General features: G+C 66.2%; 12 protein-coding genes. All 12 read right to left on the reverse strand.

Annotated elements, in window-relative coordinates:
* Positions 1-51: 51 nt before the first annotated feature.
* Positions 52-1281 (reverse strand): cytochrome P450 family protein, encoded by a 1230-nt coding sequence (locus RM572_RS25585; protein WP_311675747.1) that lies wholly within the window; start codon positions 1279-1281, stop codon positions 52-54.
* 55 nt (positions 1282-1336) lie between these two features.
* Positions 1337-2008 carry a thiaminase II/PqqC family protein gene (locus RM572_RS25590; RefSeq protein WP_311675748.1) on the reverse strand — a complete coding sequence of 224 codons (672 nt, stop codon included), beginning with the start codon at positions 2006-2008 and terminating at the stop codon, positions 1337-1339.
* Positions 2005-3813: an acyl-CoA dehydrogenase family protein gene (locus tag RM572_RS25595; protein ID WP_311675749.1), complete on the reverse strand. Its 1809-nt coding sequence runs from the start codon at positions 3811-3813 to the stop codon at positions 2005-2007. Before RM572_RS25595 ends, RM572_RS25590 begins: the two co-directional genes overlap by 4 nt.
* The gene (locus tag RM572_RS25600) at positions 3810-4865 is read right to left on the reverse strand and encodes a methyltransferase (RefSeq protein WP_311675750.1); all 1056 of its coding nucleotides are present in this window, start codon (positions 4863-4865) and stop codon (positions 3810-3812) included. The genes RM572_RS25595 and RM572_RS25600 overlap by 4 nt, the downstream gene beginning before the upstream one ends.
* Before the next feature lie 80 nt (positions 4866-4945).
* On the reverse strand, positions 4946-5719 hold the full coding sequence (locus RM572_RS25605) for an N-acetyltransferase (RefSeq protein WP_311675751.1): 774 nt from the start codon (positions 5717-5719) through the stop codon (positions 4946-4948).
* Positions 5720-5757: 38 nt separating this feature from the next.
* Complete coding sequence (locus RM572_RS25610; protein WP_311675752.1) at positions 5758-6465, reverse strand: leucyl/phenylalanyl-tRNA--protein transferase; 708 nt, start codon at positions 6463-6465, stop codon at positions 5758-5760.
* 86 nt (positions 6466-6551) lie between these two features.
* Entirely contained in the window at positions 6552-9596 is a 3045-nt protein-coding gene (locus RM572_RS25615) for a non-ribosomal peptide synthetase family protein (protein ID WP_311675753.1), read from the reverse strand.
* Positions 9597-9799: 203 nt separating this feature from the next.
* Positions 9800-10612 (reverse strand): S-methyl-5'-thioadenosine phosphorylase, encoded by an 813-nt coding sequence (locus RM572_RS25620; protein WP_311675754.1) that lies wholly within the window; start codon positions 10610-10612, stop codon positions 9800-9802.
* Complete coding sequence (mtnC, locus tag RM572_RS25625; protein WP_311675755.1) at positions 10609-11328, reverse strand: acireductone synthase; 720 nt, start codon at positions 11326-11328, stop codon at positions 10609-10611. Before mtnC ends, RM572_RS25620 begins: the two co-directional genes overlap by 4 nt.
* Positions 11325-11903 (reverse strand): 1,2-dihydroxy-3-keto-5-methylthiopentene dioxygenase, encoded by a 579-nt coding sequence (locus RM572_RS25630; RefSeq protein ID WP_311675756.1) that lies wholly within the window; start codon positions 11901-11903, stop codon positions 11325-11327. The genes mtnC and RM572_RS25630 overlap by 4 nt, the downstream gene beginning before the upstream one ends.
* Positions 11900-12586: a methylthioribulose 1-phosphate dehydratase gene (gene mtnB / locus RM572_RS25635; RefSeq protein ID WP_311675757.1), complete on the reverse strand. Its 687-nt coding sequence runs from the start codon at positions 12584-12586 to the stop codon at positions 11900-11902. Before mtnB ends, RM572_RS25630 begins: the two co-directional genes overlap by 4 nt.
* Positions 12583-14139, reverse strand: a complete 1557-nt coding sequence (gene mtnA / locus RM572_RS25640; protein WP_311675758.1) for an S-methyl-5-thioribose-1-phosphate isomerase — start codon at positions 14137-14139, stop codon at positions 12583-12585. The genes mtnB and mtnA overlap by 4 nt, the downstream gene beginning before the upstream one ends.
* Positions 14140-14175: the final 36 nt, after the last annotated feature.

Consider the following 14175-nt stretch of genomic DNA (forward strand, 5'->3'; position numbering starts at 1 on the left):
CCGCCGAGACTCTTGCCGGCCTCCAGGTCGTGCTGCAGGTCTCCAATTCGGTTACTTGTGGCGGAGGAACACCGGCAGCGCGGTCAGGCCGTTGCCTATGAAGGTGTGTTCATGCTCGGTCTCGTGAGATTCGATGGCGAGTTCGAGGCGCGGGAAGCGGCGGAACAGTTCGGGCAGGGCGATCTGTGCCTCAAGTCGCGCGAGGTGTGAGCCGGGGCAGAAGTGGGCGCCTGCTCCGAAGGCGAGATGCTCCTTGTCGGCCCGGTCGATGTTGAAAGTGCCGGGGTCGTCGTGGACGCCCGGGTCGCGGCCGTGGGCGCCGTAGCAGATGAGGATGGCGTCGCCGGCTCGGATAACAACTCCTTCGCCCAGATCGATGTCTTCGACGGCCCAGCGCATCGGCAGGTGCATGACCGGGCAGTGGGTGCGCAGCGACTCCTCGATCGCGTCGGTCCACCTGTCTGGGTTGGCGCGAACGGTGGCTAGCTGTTCGGGGTGGGCGAGCAGTTCACGCACCGTGTGGTCGATGAGGTTGATGGTGGTGGTGCTGCCGCCGCCGATCATCAGGAGCAGGGTGGAGATGAGTTCGTGCTCGGTGAGGGGGTCGTCTCCTTCTTCGTGTGCTGCCAGGAGAAAGCTGGTCAAGTCCTCGCCTGGCTCCTGACGCTTGGTCTCGAGGAGGGTTTGCATCGTGGTGACCAGGTCGTTGTTGATGGCGAGCGACTCTTCTTCGCTCACGTCGGTCTGGCCGACGGCTACGAAGAGGGCGAGGACCTGGGCCCGCTGGTCGTCCGGGACGCCGAAGAGGTCGCAGATCATCTCGGTGGGCACGCGGTAGGAGAAGGTGGCGTGCAGGTCGACGGGCTCGTCGCCCGGGTGTGACTCGAGCTCGTGGAGCAGCCTGTCGACGATGGCCTCGACCTGTGACCGCATCTTTGCGACACGACGGGGGGTGAACGCCGGCGTGATGAGCTTGCGCAGCCGCAGGTGCTCCTTTCCCTCAGCAGTGGCCATGGAGTCCACGTCCACCCAGGGGGACAGCCAGGGCACAGAGCCCGGCTCGTAGCTCGGTACGTTCTTCTTAAGGTTCCTGGAGACGCCCGGGTGGGTAAGGAGCAGCTCTGCGATGTCTCCTCGGGTGACCGACCATGCTCCGACGCCTTCGGGCAGTTGGACGGGAACAGCGGGTCCCATGGTGCGCAGGCTGTCCACTTGTTCGTACATGCATCGGCCGCCGGAGCTGTCGAGCGTGGTGGTGGGTGAGGTGCTGAAGGTGATCACGATGTGCCCTTCGAAGTAGTCCGTTCGAGAGTCGTTGGCTCTCGGGTGGCGCCGGTCAATCGGTCACGGTGGCTAGCGGCGCGGCGAGGGTTTGCCAGAAGCAGTTCTCGTAGGCGTTGACCATCCAGGCAGTACGCACTGCGGCTGCTGGCTCGTCGCCGTCAGCGAGGCCCGCTTGCAGCGTCGCCACCGCCTGGTCCAGCAGGTCTTGTGGGGTGTCGGCGAAGAAGTGGAAGTGCTCGATGGCCTTCTCGTCGAATCCGTATCGGGATTCCAGGGCAGCCGCTGCTCGGGCGTAGTGCTGTCCAGATTCCTCGACGTTGGCGAGCAGTGCGAGGACCATGTCGCTTCGTGTGCCGAACGCGGCCGTCTGTGCCAGGTAGGCCGGGTAGGCGTGGGCGAGCGGTTCGGGTTCGTATGCCGCCAGTTGTTCCTCGTTCATGTTCAGCGCTTCGGCGAAGTTGAGGAGGAGGCTGAGCGCCTCCAGTTCTCCTTCCGCCATCACGGAGAACAGGTCGCCGGCCGGGTCCTGGGAGAAGCGAGAGGCGAGGAGGTCGAAGCTGCGCCCGTCGCTGCGTACGAGGTGGTACAGCTCACCGGCCAGCCGGCAGAGATGCTCCTTGGACACCTGGCCGGCCTCGAGCAGGTCCAGGAACCGGTTGTCCGTCGGCTGTTCGGCCATGCGCTGCCGGGCCGAGTGGATCAGAGCGGTCGTGTCTTGGTTCATCGGGTTCCTCCGGCGTTTCGCCGACGCGGCTGCGCGGGTACGGCGCGGCGCAAATTCGGGACCGTGGCAGGGCCCGGTTTGGGCTGAGCGATCCAGGGCCCGTCGACGGAGGCGTCGATGATGCCTTCCTCCAGCCACGTGTAGTGACCGTCGAGGGTGTGCCGGGCAGCTACTCGATCGCGGGCGTCGGTGTTGTTCACCAGTTGATCGAAGAGTGTGGTCACGCGGCGTTTCGCCTGTGCGCAGAACACGTCGGCAAGTTGGACGGGGGTGTCGCCGTGGGCGGTCAGGGCGGTTGCGTAAGTGCAGCTCACGCTCATCGCGTACAGCTCGGCAGCGATGTCGACGAGTCGGCCCCAGTCGCGTTGCCGGTCGTCCGGCGGCGCGGCTTCGGGGAGACCTGCGAGTTCGCCGACTAGGTCGCCCAGTCGGCGTGCTGCCGAGTAGGCGAAGTCGAGGTGCGTGACAAGGCCAGTGGGTGCTTCGTCGGCCACGGCGTGAGTGTGGTCGTCGCCTGCAGCCGGGGGCGGGGCGACGGGCTCGGCTGTGGAGTGCATGCTCTCGGTGACGGCCGAAGCGATGAAGGTCTTCAGCGCTTCGCTGGAGCCGTCGAAGATTCGCCCGATGCGCAGGTCGCGCATGAGCTGCTCGACCGGGACACCGCGTTCCCCCCGTTCCGCCGCTGACTCCGCCGTTTCGTATCCGCGGCCGCCGCGGAGTTGCATGAGTTCGTCCGCGACCAGCCACGCCTTCTCGGAAGCGAAGAGCTTGGCCAGTTCGGCATCCAATCGGGTGTCACTCTTGCCTGCGTCGGCGTGATGCCCGGTGACCTCGACCATGGCTTCCAAGGCGAAGGCGGTGGATGCGATGTACGACAGCTTGCCTGCGACCGCTTCCTGCTCGCCGATCGGCCGGTCCCATTGCACTCGTGTGCTGGTCCACTGCCTGGCGATCATCAAGCTCCACTTCGCGGCCGCGGCGCAGGCGGCCGGCAGTGAGAGCCGGCCGGTGTCCTGCGCGGTGAGGGCAACGTCCAGGCCTTCGCCCTCTTTGCCGATACGGTTCCCGGCCGGAACGGCGACGTTGTGGAGGCGGATGACGCCGTTTTCAAGACCGCGTAGGCCGAGGAAGGAGCTTCGGTGCTCGATCGTGACGCCTGGTGAGTCGGCCTCCACCACGAACGCGGTCATGCCGCCGTCGCCGGTGCCGGAGGGGGGCACCATTGCCATCACGACGAGGAGATCTGCGAGGACGCCGTTGGTCACCCAGAGTTTCACACCGTTGAGCGTGTAGGTGTCTGATTCGTAGTCGGGGACGGCGGTGGTGTGCATGCGGAAGGGGTCGTTGCCGATGTCGGCTTCGGTGAGGGTGAACGCGGAGATCTCGCGTGAGCACCTCGGGAGGAACGCGCGTTTCTGCTCTTCCGTCCCGAACAGGACCAGTGGTTGCGGGAGGCCGATGGCCTGGTGGGCTGCGAGCAGTTCCCCCAGAGAGGAGTGAACGGAGGACACAAGCATCAGTGCCCGCAGATAGCACAGGCCGGACAGGCCGAGCCCGCCGTACTCGCGCGGAATCTTGATGCAGAACGCGCCGATGTCCTTGAGCCCTTCGATCACCTCGTCCGGTATGCAGTCCTCTCGTTCGATCAAGGTGCTGTCGATCTTGTTTGCGCAGAATTCCCGCAGGCTGCTGAGGAACTGCTCCTCGTTTGTGTCGAGGCGCCTCGGGTCGCCTTCGGGGAGGGAGAGGAGGTCGGCGCGGAGCCGTCCGAGGAAGAGCTCCGCGCCGAAGCCGGGCGCCGTCATCGGGCCGCCGCGGGGGTGGCCTCGATGATGGACAGGGGGCCGGCAGCTTGGAGCTGCACGGACTGAACGGTGAAGCCGGTCTCCTCGAGCATGGTGCGGAACTCGCTCTCGGTCCGCTCTCGCCCACCGGAGTTGACGAGCATGTTCAGGTCCGTGAAGAACTTGATCGGGTCGTCTGTGGACGCGGTCTCGGGGAGCACGGAGCCCACGATGAGCAGCGTGGCGGAGTCAGGCATCTGAGCGCGGCAGGAGCGGAGCAGGGCCAGGGAGTCCTCGTCGTTCCAGTCCTGGAAGACGCTCTTGATGATGTAGAGGTCGCCGTCGGTGGGGATGTCTGCGAAGAAGTCACCCGCCCGTGCCTCGCACCGGTCGGTTATGCCTGCTTTCTTCAGGGTGTCCGGTGCCTCGGCCACGCCGGCGGCGCTGTCGAAGACGATGCCCTTGAGGTGCGGCTGGGTCGGGAGGATCGCGGCGAGAAGTGTCCCGTCGCCGCCGCCGAGGTCGACCACCTTCTTGGCGCCGGAGAAGTCGTATCCTGCCGCGAGCTGGCCTGCGGCGATCCTGGACTCCTCGCTCATCGCTTCGTTGAACAGGACGCTGGCTTCCTCTTCTTCGGTAGCGATGTAGCTGTAGAAGTCCTTGCCGTAGATGTGGTCGAAGGCGCGCTCTCCTGTGGCGACCGAGTGTCCGAGGCCGAGCCACGCCTTGAGGAGGATCGGGTGGCAGAACATGCGGGAGAAGGCACGCAGCGAATCAGGCGAGTCGGAGCGCAGCTGCGCTCCGACCTCGGTCAGGGCGAAGCAGCCGGGCTCGGGCTCAGTAGTCAGGCCGACTGCGGTGAGAGTGCGCAGCAGACGCCGCAGCGACGGTTCGTGGGTTCCGCTTTCGGCGGCCATCTCCTCACTGCTGCGTACTCCGTCCTTGATCAGGTCCGCCAGACCGAGCTCGGCGGCCACGCCGATCGAGTGGGCCGTCATGTAGCCGCCGATCCGCTCGATCAGTGCTGAGCGCAGGTTCATCTTCTCGGTCTTGTCGTTCTGCGTTGCGGTCATCGGTTTGGTCCTCCGTGGTGGATCGACTAACGGACCAGGGCGGTCCGATATTTGAGGTGGGTGAGAGGCGTTCAGGCAGGTCAGGTGTGCCGGGCTTGGCTGGAGAGCCCATGCCGTACCCAGACGTTCGGTTCGATGTAGACCGCGTGGTCGTGTTCGGCGTCGGCCACGACGGGGGTCAGTGCGCCGGGTACTTCGACCGGCCCGCTGGTGTCGAAGGGCAGGCCCGTCCATGCCCGCCACTGGGTGAGGCTGCCGGAGATCGTCATCGATACCGGGCAGACTTTGAGGACCTGGCCGCCTTCGCGCACGTGCACCCGCAGCCAGGGGTCTTCGGGAAGTCCGTCCTCGCGCGTACGGGTGGTGTACTCCTGCATGGAGAGGTGCGGTTGGGTGTGCTTGAGGCTGGGACGCACCGGTGCGACCAAGTTGTGGTGTCCCAGTCGCCGAGCGTGGTCCTTGAGTGCGGCAAGGGTGCGGGCCGATAGGTTCTGGGCCTTGCGGTCGGGCGCTATGGCGATCTCCAGCGCACATACTGTGTTGAGTTCTTCGCCGGAGTAGGTGTCGGCCATGCACTGGCGCAGTGCCTCGTCCCAGCCTGTGTCGGGGAGGCTGTCCGGGGTTCCGTTCCAGGCCAGGGGCACGCTGGCTGCGCGGGCGGCCACCCGGTTTTCGTCGTCGAGCACGACGAGCTGGTGCTGGGCGTGCCGTTCGAATGCCCAGTGCACAAGGATCGGGTCGGGTTGGATGTATGCCGGCCACGACGACTCCATGGTCAGCATGGCTGACTCAAGGTCGGGTCGCTCGGCAAGGCTGGCGACGTGCAGCCCGGTGTCGAGAGCGGTGAGGGACATGTTGGATCTCCAGTGGTGAGGTTGCCCGCACGCTGGCTTCAGTCGGCCAGGCGTGTGGCGGGTAGCGCTTCAGTGGGGAGGGGTGCGCCCTGGTGCGGGGCGTTGAGCATGTCGAGGTACTGCGGTCGGGGAATGGGACGCGCCCCGAGGAGCCTGGCGTGGTCACCGTCGTGCTGGACGTCGATGGCGAGTCCGCCGGCTTCGGCGAAGCGGCGCGTGAGATCGGTGACCGCGACCTTGCCCGCCCCGCTGCGCAGGGTGAACTGCGAGTCGGCGCTGAAGACCGCTCCGATGCGCACACCCAATGTGCCGCCGATGAGTTGGCCGTCGTCCCAGACCTCGACGCTGTGTGCATGACCGCTCTTGTGCAGGCTGCACAGGCTTGCCAGCAGTTCGTCGGTGAGCCATCGCTCGGCGCGGCCTTCTCGGCACTGCTGGATTACTCGTTCGAAGCAGGCGTCCGCTGTGGTGACCCAGTTGGTCGCCTTGCGCAGTTGTCGGCGCAGGCTGCGCTGGACGCGGGCCTGTTCTACAAGGATGAGGGGGCGGGGGTCGGGTGAACACCAAGCGACCGAGTAGGGCTCCGCAGAGTCGTCGAGGAGTTTTACTCGCCCGGCTGCCACATCGGGCTCGTAGCTCATCTCGTTGAGAAGGCGCTGTTCGAGGGTGTCGGCGGGGAAGGGATACAGACCATGCCGGTAGGCGCCGAGCACGGTCTGCGCGTCCAGGTTGTCGCCGAATGCCACAGGGCCGTCGCAAGGAGCCGTCGCCAGGTCGATGCTTTCCCAGGTCCGCTTCAGCCGAGGAAGGCTTGCATTTTTCATGTCCGCCCTCACAGAAAGTCGATGCTGGTCAAGTACTGGATGTAGCGATCGAGCATTTCGGCGTCCACGGGCGGGATTTCGATGCCGCTGCCTTCGAGTGCGGCTTCCACGTTGTGTCGTGTGAACGCGGGGAAGGTGGTTTCCAGGTACATCTCCGCCACGCTCATGGTTCCCGTGGAGCACCGGTCGATGAAGAGTGGCGCGAAAGGCGTCATGGGGTGGTCGGGCTGCTCCACCGCGATCTTGACGACCTGGTCCAGCCACTCGTTCCAGGGCACGTCACGGATCGTGTGTCCACGGGCGCGTAGTCGTTCGGTGAGAGCTGCGACGTTCACCTTCCCGGGATTGGTGAGGTGGTAGACGTCACCGGCTGGCAGCTTCTGGGAGGCGATGTGCGCAACTGCGGCGGCGAAGCAGTCCACGGGGGTGTAGTCCAGGGGGAGCTCCGCGACGGGGGATGTTCCGGTGTCGACGATGAACTTCTTCATCGCGCACATTTCCGTTGCCGTGTTCCAGGCACCTGTCTGTCGGTCGCCGGAGATGTCGGCGGCCCGGTAGATGGCGACGGGAAGCCCTTCCCGCGCGGCGGCCTGCAGTAGGGCCTCGGCGATCCACTTGCTTTCTACGTATCCCACGGACAGGTGGTCGACGTGGTCAGAGGGGGTTTCTTCGGTGACCTGAGGGACCCCTGCGGTTCCGAAGCCTGAGATTACGGCCATGGTGGACGTGTAGTGGATCGGAGTGTTGCGGTACCTGGCGGCCATGCGGATGATCTCTCGGGTCCCCTCGACGTTGGCCGCGCGCATGTGTGCGTAGGGGTAGATGAAGTTGACGAGGCCGCCGGGGTGGTGGATCACGTCGACGAGGCCGGCGAGCCGGTCGAACTCTTCCTCCGTCAGCCCGAGGCGGTGTTCTGCCAGGTCGCCCGGGACCGCGTGGAGGCGCTCCCTCTTGCGGTGCTCGTCCAGGTCGTCGTTGAAGTAGTGCCGTGCGTTCGCCTGGATGCGCTCCATTGCGTGCGCGGCATCGTCTGATCGGACCAGGCAGTGGATGGTGGCGTCGCTCGTGGCGAGCAGCTCACGGAGAAGGTAGATGCCGAGGAATCCGGTCGCGCCGGTGAGCAGGATGTGGGACGGCTTGTCCCAGGAGGCCGGATTGGCTGGCTCCGGCTTGATGGGGACGTCCAGTAGGGCTTCGGCGGCGAAGTCGACGGGCTTGGCGTCGTTGGAGAATGTTCCGGCCCTTGCAGACTCGATCGCGCAGGCGAAGTCTCGGAGGGTCGCCCCGTCGAGCAGCAGCCGGATCAGCGGACGCACCTGGGTGATCATGATGCCGAGGGATGCCCGGACCTTCGCAAGGAGCTGGGCAGCGCGGATGGAGTCTCCGCCCAGCTCGAAGAAGGTTTCTTCGGGCGCTACGTGTTCCAGGTCGAGTACCTGGCGCCAGATGCCTGCCACGGCCTGTTCGACGAGTCCGGCGGCCGGCTCTGCGGTGTGGGGTTGCGCAGGCGCAGGAGTGGTCCTTGCTCCGTGCTCTGGTTCTGGGAGGGCGGCCAGGTCGGCCTTGCCGTTGGTTTTCACCGGCATCTCGGTGAGCCGGGTGAAGGACGCTGGAACCATGTAGCTGGGGAGCCGGTCGGCTGCGAAGGTGCGCAACTCCCGCGCACTGATCGTTGCTGCCTTTTCCGGGGCAGGGACGTAGTAGGCGGCGAGCTCCAGCTCGCCGCGGCGGCTGTGGGCCTTCACCGCAGTGTCGGCAACCGCCTCGTGGGAGGAGAGCGTCGCTTCGATCTCAGCAGGTTCCACACGGAAGCCGCGTATCTTGATCTGCCGGTCGGCTCGCCCCGCGATCACGAGGTTCCCGTCAGGGGTCCAGCCACCAAGGTCACCGGTGCGGTACGTCCGCGTCCCGGTGTGGTCCGCGTGAGGGTCCGGCCGGAACCGCGTGTGGTCCGCCCCGTCGGTGAGATACCCGCGGGCGACTCCCCGGCCGGATATGTATATCTCGCCGTGCGCGCCAGGCGGCACAGCTTCCATGTCCGCACCGAGCACATGGACGACGGTGCCCGGCAGCGGCCGTCCGACGGGGGCCGCGCCTCGCTCGGGCAGGTTCTGCGTGCTGATTTCCATCGTGCAGGAGGTGATGGTCGTCTCGGTCAGCCCGTAGGCGTTCACCAGACGCGAGGCCGGCATGAGCCGCAGTGCCCTGCGGCAGTCCTCGGCGTTGATGGCGCTGCCGCCCACGATCGTCAGCCGGACCGGGAGCTGGGTCGGCGTACCGGCAAGCTCGGACAGGAATGCGCGCCAGTATGAGGGGGTCAGGTCCATGACGGTGACGCGTCGCTTGATCAACTCACTGGCGAGTTCGCTCGGCGCCCAGATGCGGTCTGGGAGAACGAGGGTGGCTCCGTTGAGCAAGGTGACGAGGATCTGTTCGATCGAGGTGTCGAAGGTGACAGCTGCGAACTGCAGTACACGGTCTTCCGGTCCGATTCCGTATCGTTCGTTGATCTCGCGGAACAGGTAGCTGAGCGAGGCGTGTTCGACCTGCACGCCCTTCGGTGCTCCGGTCGAGCCTGATGTGTAGATGATGTAGGCGAGGTCCGTCTCCTCGAGGACCGTCTGCGGGGGTCCGGCTGAGGGCGCGGAGGAGGGCTTTCCGGCCGTGCCGGGGTCCAGAAGTACGGGGCCGTGGTCGTCGAACGGATGTCGACCGTCGGTGGTGGTGATGACGGCCCGGCAGTCCGTCTCCGTCAGGTATGCGTTTGTGCGCTGGGCGGGGACGCCCGGCTCCACAGGCAGGTAGGTGGCCCCGGCCTTCAGCGTGGCGAGCAACGCAACGACCAGGTCGATCGAGCGCTCCAGGTAGGTCATGACGACCGAGCCCCGGCCTATGTCGTGGGCGTGCAGCCGGTGGGCCAGTTCGTTCGCCCGCCGGTCCAGTTCGGCATAGGTGATCTTCCGTTCGCCCTGCTCTACTGCGATTGAGCTCGGTTGTGTGGTGGCGCGGAGAGCGAACTGGTCGTGTACGAAGGTGTTTCCGTCAGTGGACATCTGTCCCCCTGGTTTGGGTGTCGGGCAGTACATCGCGGTGAACTGCTTCGGCCCGGCGGGCACGGTCGCTTTCCCGCGCCAGCTCCCGGAATGAAGGCAGGCTGGAGTCGCTGGCGTCGGCTAACGCGAAACGGTCATCGGTCAGGCGTGGTCCTACACAGGTGGCTCCCTCGCCGAGGAGATGACATTCTGCTGGGTAGACCTCAGGGCAGTTCGAAGGGAAGATCCATGCCGTTCAGTGCGCGGGCACACGGGCACTCCGCATGCTCTGGGAGCAGCTGCACCGCCTCGAGAATCACGCTGCGCAACAGCGCGGTGTTCTCGGTGAAGACCTTGAAGACGTCCTCCTGCGAGACGCTCTCGTCAGCGTCGATTCCTGCGTCCAGGTCGGTCACCAGGGCGATGGAGCTGTAGCACAGTCCCAGTTCCCGGGCGAGCACGGCCTCCGGGTGTCCGGTCATGTTCACCAGGGTCCAGCCGGCGGCAGCGAACCACTGGGACTCCGCGCGGGTGGAGAACCTCGGCCCCTCAACCACGACCATGGTGCCGCCGTCGTGCGCTTCGGGTCCCGCACCGGCAGCGGCCTTGAGCAGAGCGGTGCGTCCGTGTCCGCAGTATGGGTCGGCGAAGGACACATGGACGGCGCCGTCGTCGTAGAAGGTCTGCACCCGGCCGCTGGTCCGGTCGATGAGCTGGTCGGGCACGACCAGTGTTCCCGGACCCAGTTCCCTGCGCAGCGACCCGACTGCGCACGGTGCTAGTACCCGGCGCGCACCCAGTGAGCGCAGAGCCCACATGTTCGCCCGATAGTTGATCTTGTGTGGTGCGTGGCTGTGGTGACGGCCGTGGCGCGGCAGAAAGGCCACGCGTCGGCCACTGACCTCGCCCACGCAGATCGCATCGGACGGCTCTCCGTATGGTGTTTCGACCGCAACCTCTTCGGCTTCCTTGAGCAGTTCGTAGAAGCCGCTGCCGCCGATGACACCGATCTCCGCTCGGATTCCTGCGTCGGTCACAGTCGTGCCGTTCCTTTCATCAGCTGGTCCAGTTCCAGATCGCGCAGCGACCGGACCGTCGTATGTCCTGGTACGGGTGAGGGGCGCGGGTCGTCCTGTCGGCGCAGCGCGGCCGTGTGCCAGCCCGCCTCGGCTGCGGCATCGAGTTCCTCTGCGGAGTCGCTGAGGAACAGAGTCCTGGCAGGCTGCGTTCCGGTTGATTGGGCGATGTGCTGGTAGGAGTCGGGGTGCTTCTTGGATCCCGCGGTGGTCAAGTCGAAATAGCCGCTCAGCAGGGGGGTGAGGTCGCCGTACGGAGTGTGTGCGAACCAGTTCTTCTGGGCGGCGGCTGAGCCGGAGGAGTAGATGTAGAGCGTGGTTCCCGACCGCTTCCAACGGTGAAGTACCTCGGGGACTTCGTCGTAGACGTGGCCGGTGAGGGATCCGTCGGCGTATCCGGCTGCCCAAATCCAGCCCTGGACTTTCTTCAGTGGAGGCGTTTTGACGTCCGCGTCGCTCCATGCACGGAGTGCTGCGACGGCGCGGGTTTCGTCGACTGACTCGGTGTCCAGGTGGTCACGGATCTCCGCGAGCAGCGCTACGGCCGGTGCCGTCCCACGGTGCTCGTCGAACCACTGCGGCAGCCGCTCCCGTGCGTAGGGGAAGAGAACGTCGTGGACATGGGTGGCTGAGCCGACCGTTCCCTCGATGTCGAGGACGACCGTGGGGGTACTCATCGGTCGCCTGCCAGAAGTGCGTCGAGGCGGGGAAACTTCTGGGCGATCGGATCACCTGTGAAGTCGCCCACCCAGCCGTCTTCTTCCTTGAAGAAGCGGATGGCGGCGAAGTCCGGCTGTGGTCCCATGTCGAACCAGTGCAGTGTCCCGGCCGGCACGGACAGCAGGTCGCCGGCCTCGCAGACGACGGCGTAGACGTTGTCCGCGATGTGGAGGTAGAAGCAGCCGGTGCCGTGGGCGAAGAACCGCACCTCGTCCTCGGCATGGCGGTGCTCTTCGAGGAAGGTGGCTCGGGCCTTGGCAGCACGCTCCGCCCACTCTTCTCCGGATTCCGGGTGCAGGCTGGCCACGTCCACCAGGACCAATCCGTCTCGCTTACACAGCGCCTCCACCTCGGGCCGGTAGCTGGCCAGCAGTTCTTCCTGCGTGGTGTCGGCGGTGGCGTTGAGGTGCAGCTCCCATTGGCCGTACTCCACCCCGAGTTCCCGCAGTAGGGCGGAGATCCGGGAGGTGTCCCGTGTGCGCAGCACGATTTCGTCGGGGGCGTCCTGTCGCATTACCTGCAGCAGCGTCATTGATAGAGCTCCTCCGTCGTTTCGGCCCGGCCCTCTCTGGCGCCGAGTACGAGCAGTTGGCAGATGGCCTCGATGCACTCCAGTCGGTTGCGGGCCTGGGCCAGGTCGCGACCCCAGGTGGTGATGCCGTGGTCGGCGATCAGCAGGCCGGGGGGTGCCCCGGGGTGGGAGGCCAGGTAGGTCGCTACCTCGTCGGCGATCAGCCGCACGTCGGACCAGTTCCGGAAGACCGGTAGTTCGGTTCGCGCAGGGTCGTCGAGACCGAGGCCTTTGAGTAGTTCGAACCGCTCGAGAAGCAGTGCGGTTGTACGGCCGGCTTCGGCGGCGCGGCATGCCATCACCGTGGAGTACGGCGAGTGGACATGGACGACGGCTGCGGCGTCGGTCCTGCGATAGACGGCTGTATGGATGGAGGTCTCTGCTGAGGCCTTCAGCCGTCCCGGGAGGAGTACCTCCTCACCGGTCGTGGCATGAACGGCGACCATGTCCTTGGCGGTGAGTTCTCCCTTGTCGCGTCCGCTGGCTGTGATGAGCGCTGTGGATGCGTGGTTCCCCGACAGGCGCACGGACAGGTTGCCGGAGGTTCCGGGCATCCAGCCGCGTGTGTACAGGATTCGGGAGAGGTCAGCCAGAGACTCGCCGGCGGCAGTGGGCAGGCTGTTTTGCTCCTCGGTCTTCGTCATGCGGCCACCTCACACAGGGAGAGGAGGTCGTAACGCTGCAGCTGTGCAGCCCCGAGCAGGCCGGACAGCGTGACCAGGACTACTGCTCCGGCGACCTTGGCCTGGGAGGCTTCGACCAATTCAGCTGTCGCGCGGAGGGTTCCGCCGGTGGCGAGAACGTCATCCACGCACACCACTCGTTCCCCTGGTGCGATGGCGCCCTGCTGAACTTCCAGCCGGTCTTCCCCGTACTCGAGCGCGTAGCTCACGGACTGCACCTCTCCAGGCAGTTTTCCAGGCTTGCGCACGAGGGTGAGCGGGACGCCTGCGCGAGCCGCCATGACTGCACCGAGAGCAAACCCACGGGCTTCCACGGCCACAACGCGGTCGAACCGTCCCGAGAAGTGATTGCAGGCGTGTTCGGAAGCGTCGGCCAGTAGGCCGGGGTCGGCGTAGAGTGGCGAGAGGTCCTGATAACGGATGCTGGCCTTGGGGTAGTCGGGGAACTCCTTCACCAGCTCGGCGATACGGTGCCGCAGAGGCTTCTCATGGTGGCCGGGTCGTGGACGCACCACGCGGTCCTCGGTGACGACCGCGGTGATCAGCTCAGCGGGGGTTACGTCGAAGGCCGGGTTGAACACGCTGGCTTCCGCTGGGGCCACCGCTGTCCCTGCGTAGGTCGTGACCTCTGCGGGGTCACGTTCCTCGATGGCGACCCCGCTGCCGTCTGGCAGGTCGTGGTCCCATGTGGACTCCGGCGCGACGACGATGAACGGGATGCCGTGTCGAGCGGCGGCGAGAGCGAGGCCGTAGGTCCCTATCTTGTTGGCAGTGTCGCCGTTGGCTGCGATCCGGTCGGCGCCGACCAGGACGCAGTCCACCAGCCCTTGTGACATCGCGGCCGCGGCCGCCGAGTCGACACAGATCCTGTAGGGCACCCCGGCCTCGCCGAGTTCCCAGGCGGTGAGCCTGGCGCCCTGTAGCAAAGGCCGCGTCTCGTCGACCATCACCTGGGCCACTCGACTGTGGTGGGCGAGCTTGAGGATGGCTCCCAGAGCCGTGCCGCCGGCGGCCGTGGCCAGCCGGCCGGTGTTGCAGTGGGTCAGCAGGCGAAGAGGTCGATCGGGTAGGAGTGAGCCGACGAGCTCCGCGGCGCGTCGCGCAGCAGCGGCATTGACTGCGGCGTCCTCGGCGACCATCTGCATCGCCTCGTCCAGTACCGCCTGGGGGCCGCCCGGGAGTCTTCCGAGTGCTCGCCGCACTCCCCAAGCGAGATTGACGGCGGTCGGTCGGGCTGCTGCCAGGCGAGCGGCATCGGCTTGCACAGCAGTGTCGTCCACTGCACCGGCGGCGTGGTGTGCCCGGGCTGACAGGGCGACTCCGAAGGCGCCTGCGAGGCCGATGGCTGGCGCTCCTCGGACGGCTAAGTTCTGTATGGCTGCGATCAACGTGTCCACGCTGTCCAAGCGCAGGAGCTCGAACGCGTGTGGCAAGGCGCGCTGGTCCACGGCCATGACGGCGTCCTTCTCCCAGTACAGGGAGAAGCCGGGCTTTCGCGGGGTCGCTGCGCCCATGCACATCCTCGTCTTCATCGGTGCCTCCCGGGGGAG

Source organism: Streptomyces hazeniae (genome assembly GCF_031845485.1).
Lineage (GTDB): Bacteria > Actinomycetota > Actinomycetes > Streptomycetales > Streptomycetaceae > Streptomyces > Streptomyces hazeniae.

Coding starts and splice junctions, on each gene's coding strand:
- RM572_RS25590 (WP_311675748.1), bottom strand. CDS start 2,008: ATGAACCAAGACACGACCGCTCTGATCCACTCGGCCCGGCAGCGCATG.
- RM572_RS25595 (WP_311675749.1), bottom strand. CDS start 3,813: ATGACGGCGCCCGGCTTCGGCGCGGAGCTCTTCCTCGGACGGCTCCGC.
- RM572_RS25600 (WP_311675750.1), bottom strand. CDS start 4,865: ATGACCGCAACGCAGAACGACAAGACCGAGAAGATGAACCTGCGCTCA.
- RM572_RS25605 (WP_311675751.1), bottom strand. CDS start 5,719: ATGTCCCTCACCGCTCTCGACACCGGGCTGCACGTCGCCAGCCTTGCC.
- RM572_RS25615 (WP_311675753.1), bottom strand. CDS start 9,596: ATGTCCACTGACGGAAACACCTTCGTACACGACCAGTTCGCTCTCCGC.
- mtnC (WP_311675755.1), bottom strand. CDS start 11,328: ATGAGTACCCCCACGGTCGTCCTCGACATCGAGGGAACGGTCGGCTCA.
- RM572_RS25630 (WP_311675756.1), bottom strand. CDS start 11,903: ATGACGCTGCTGCAGGTAATGCGACAGGACGCCCCCGACGAAATCGTG.
- mtnB (WP_311675757.1), bottom strand. CDS start 12,586: ATGACGAAGACCGAGGAGCAAAACAGCCTGCCCACTGCCGCCGGCGAG.
- mtnA (WP_311675758.1), bottom strand. CDS start 14,139: ATGGGCGCAGCGACCCCGCGAAAGCCCGGCTTCTCCCTGTACTGGGAG.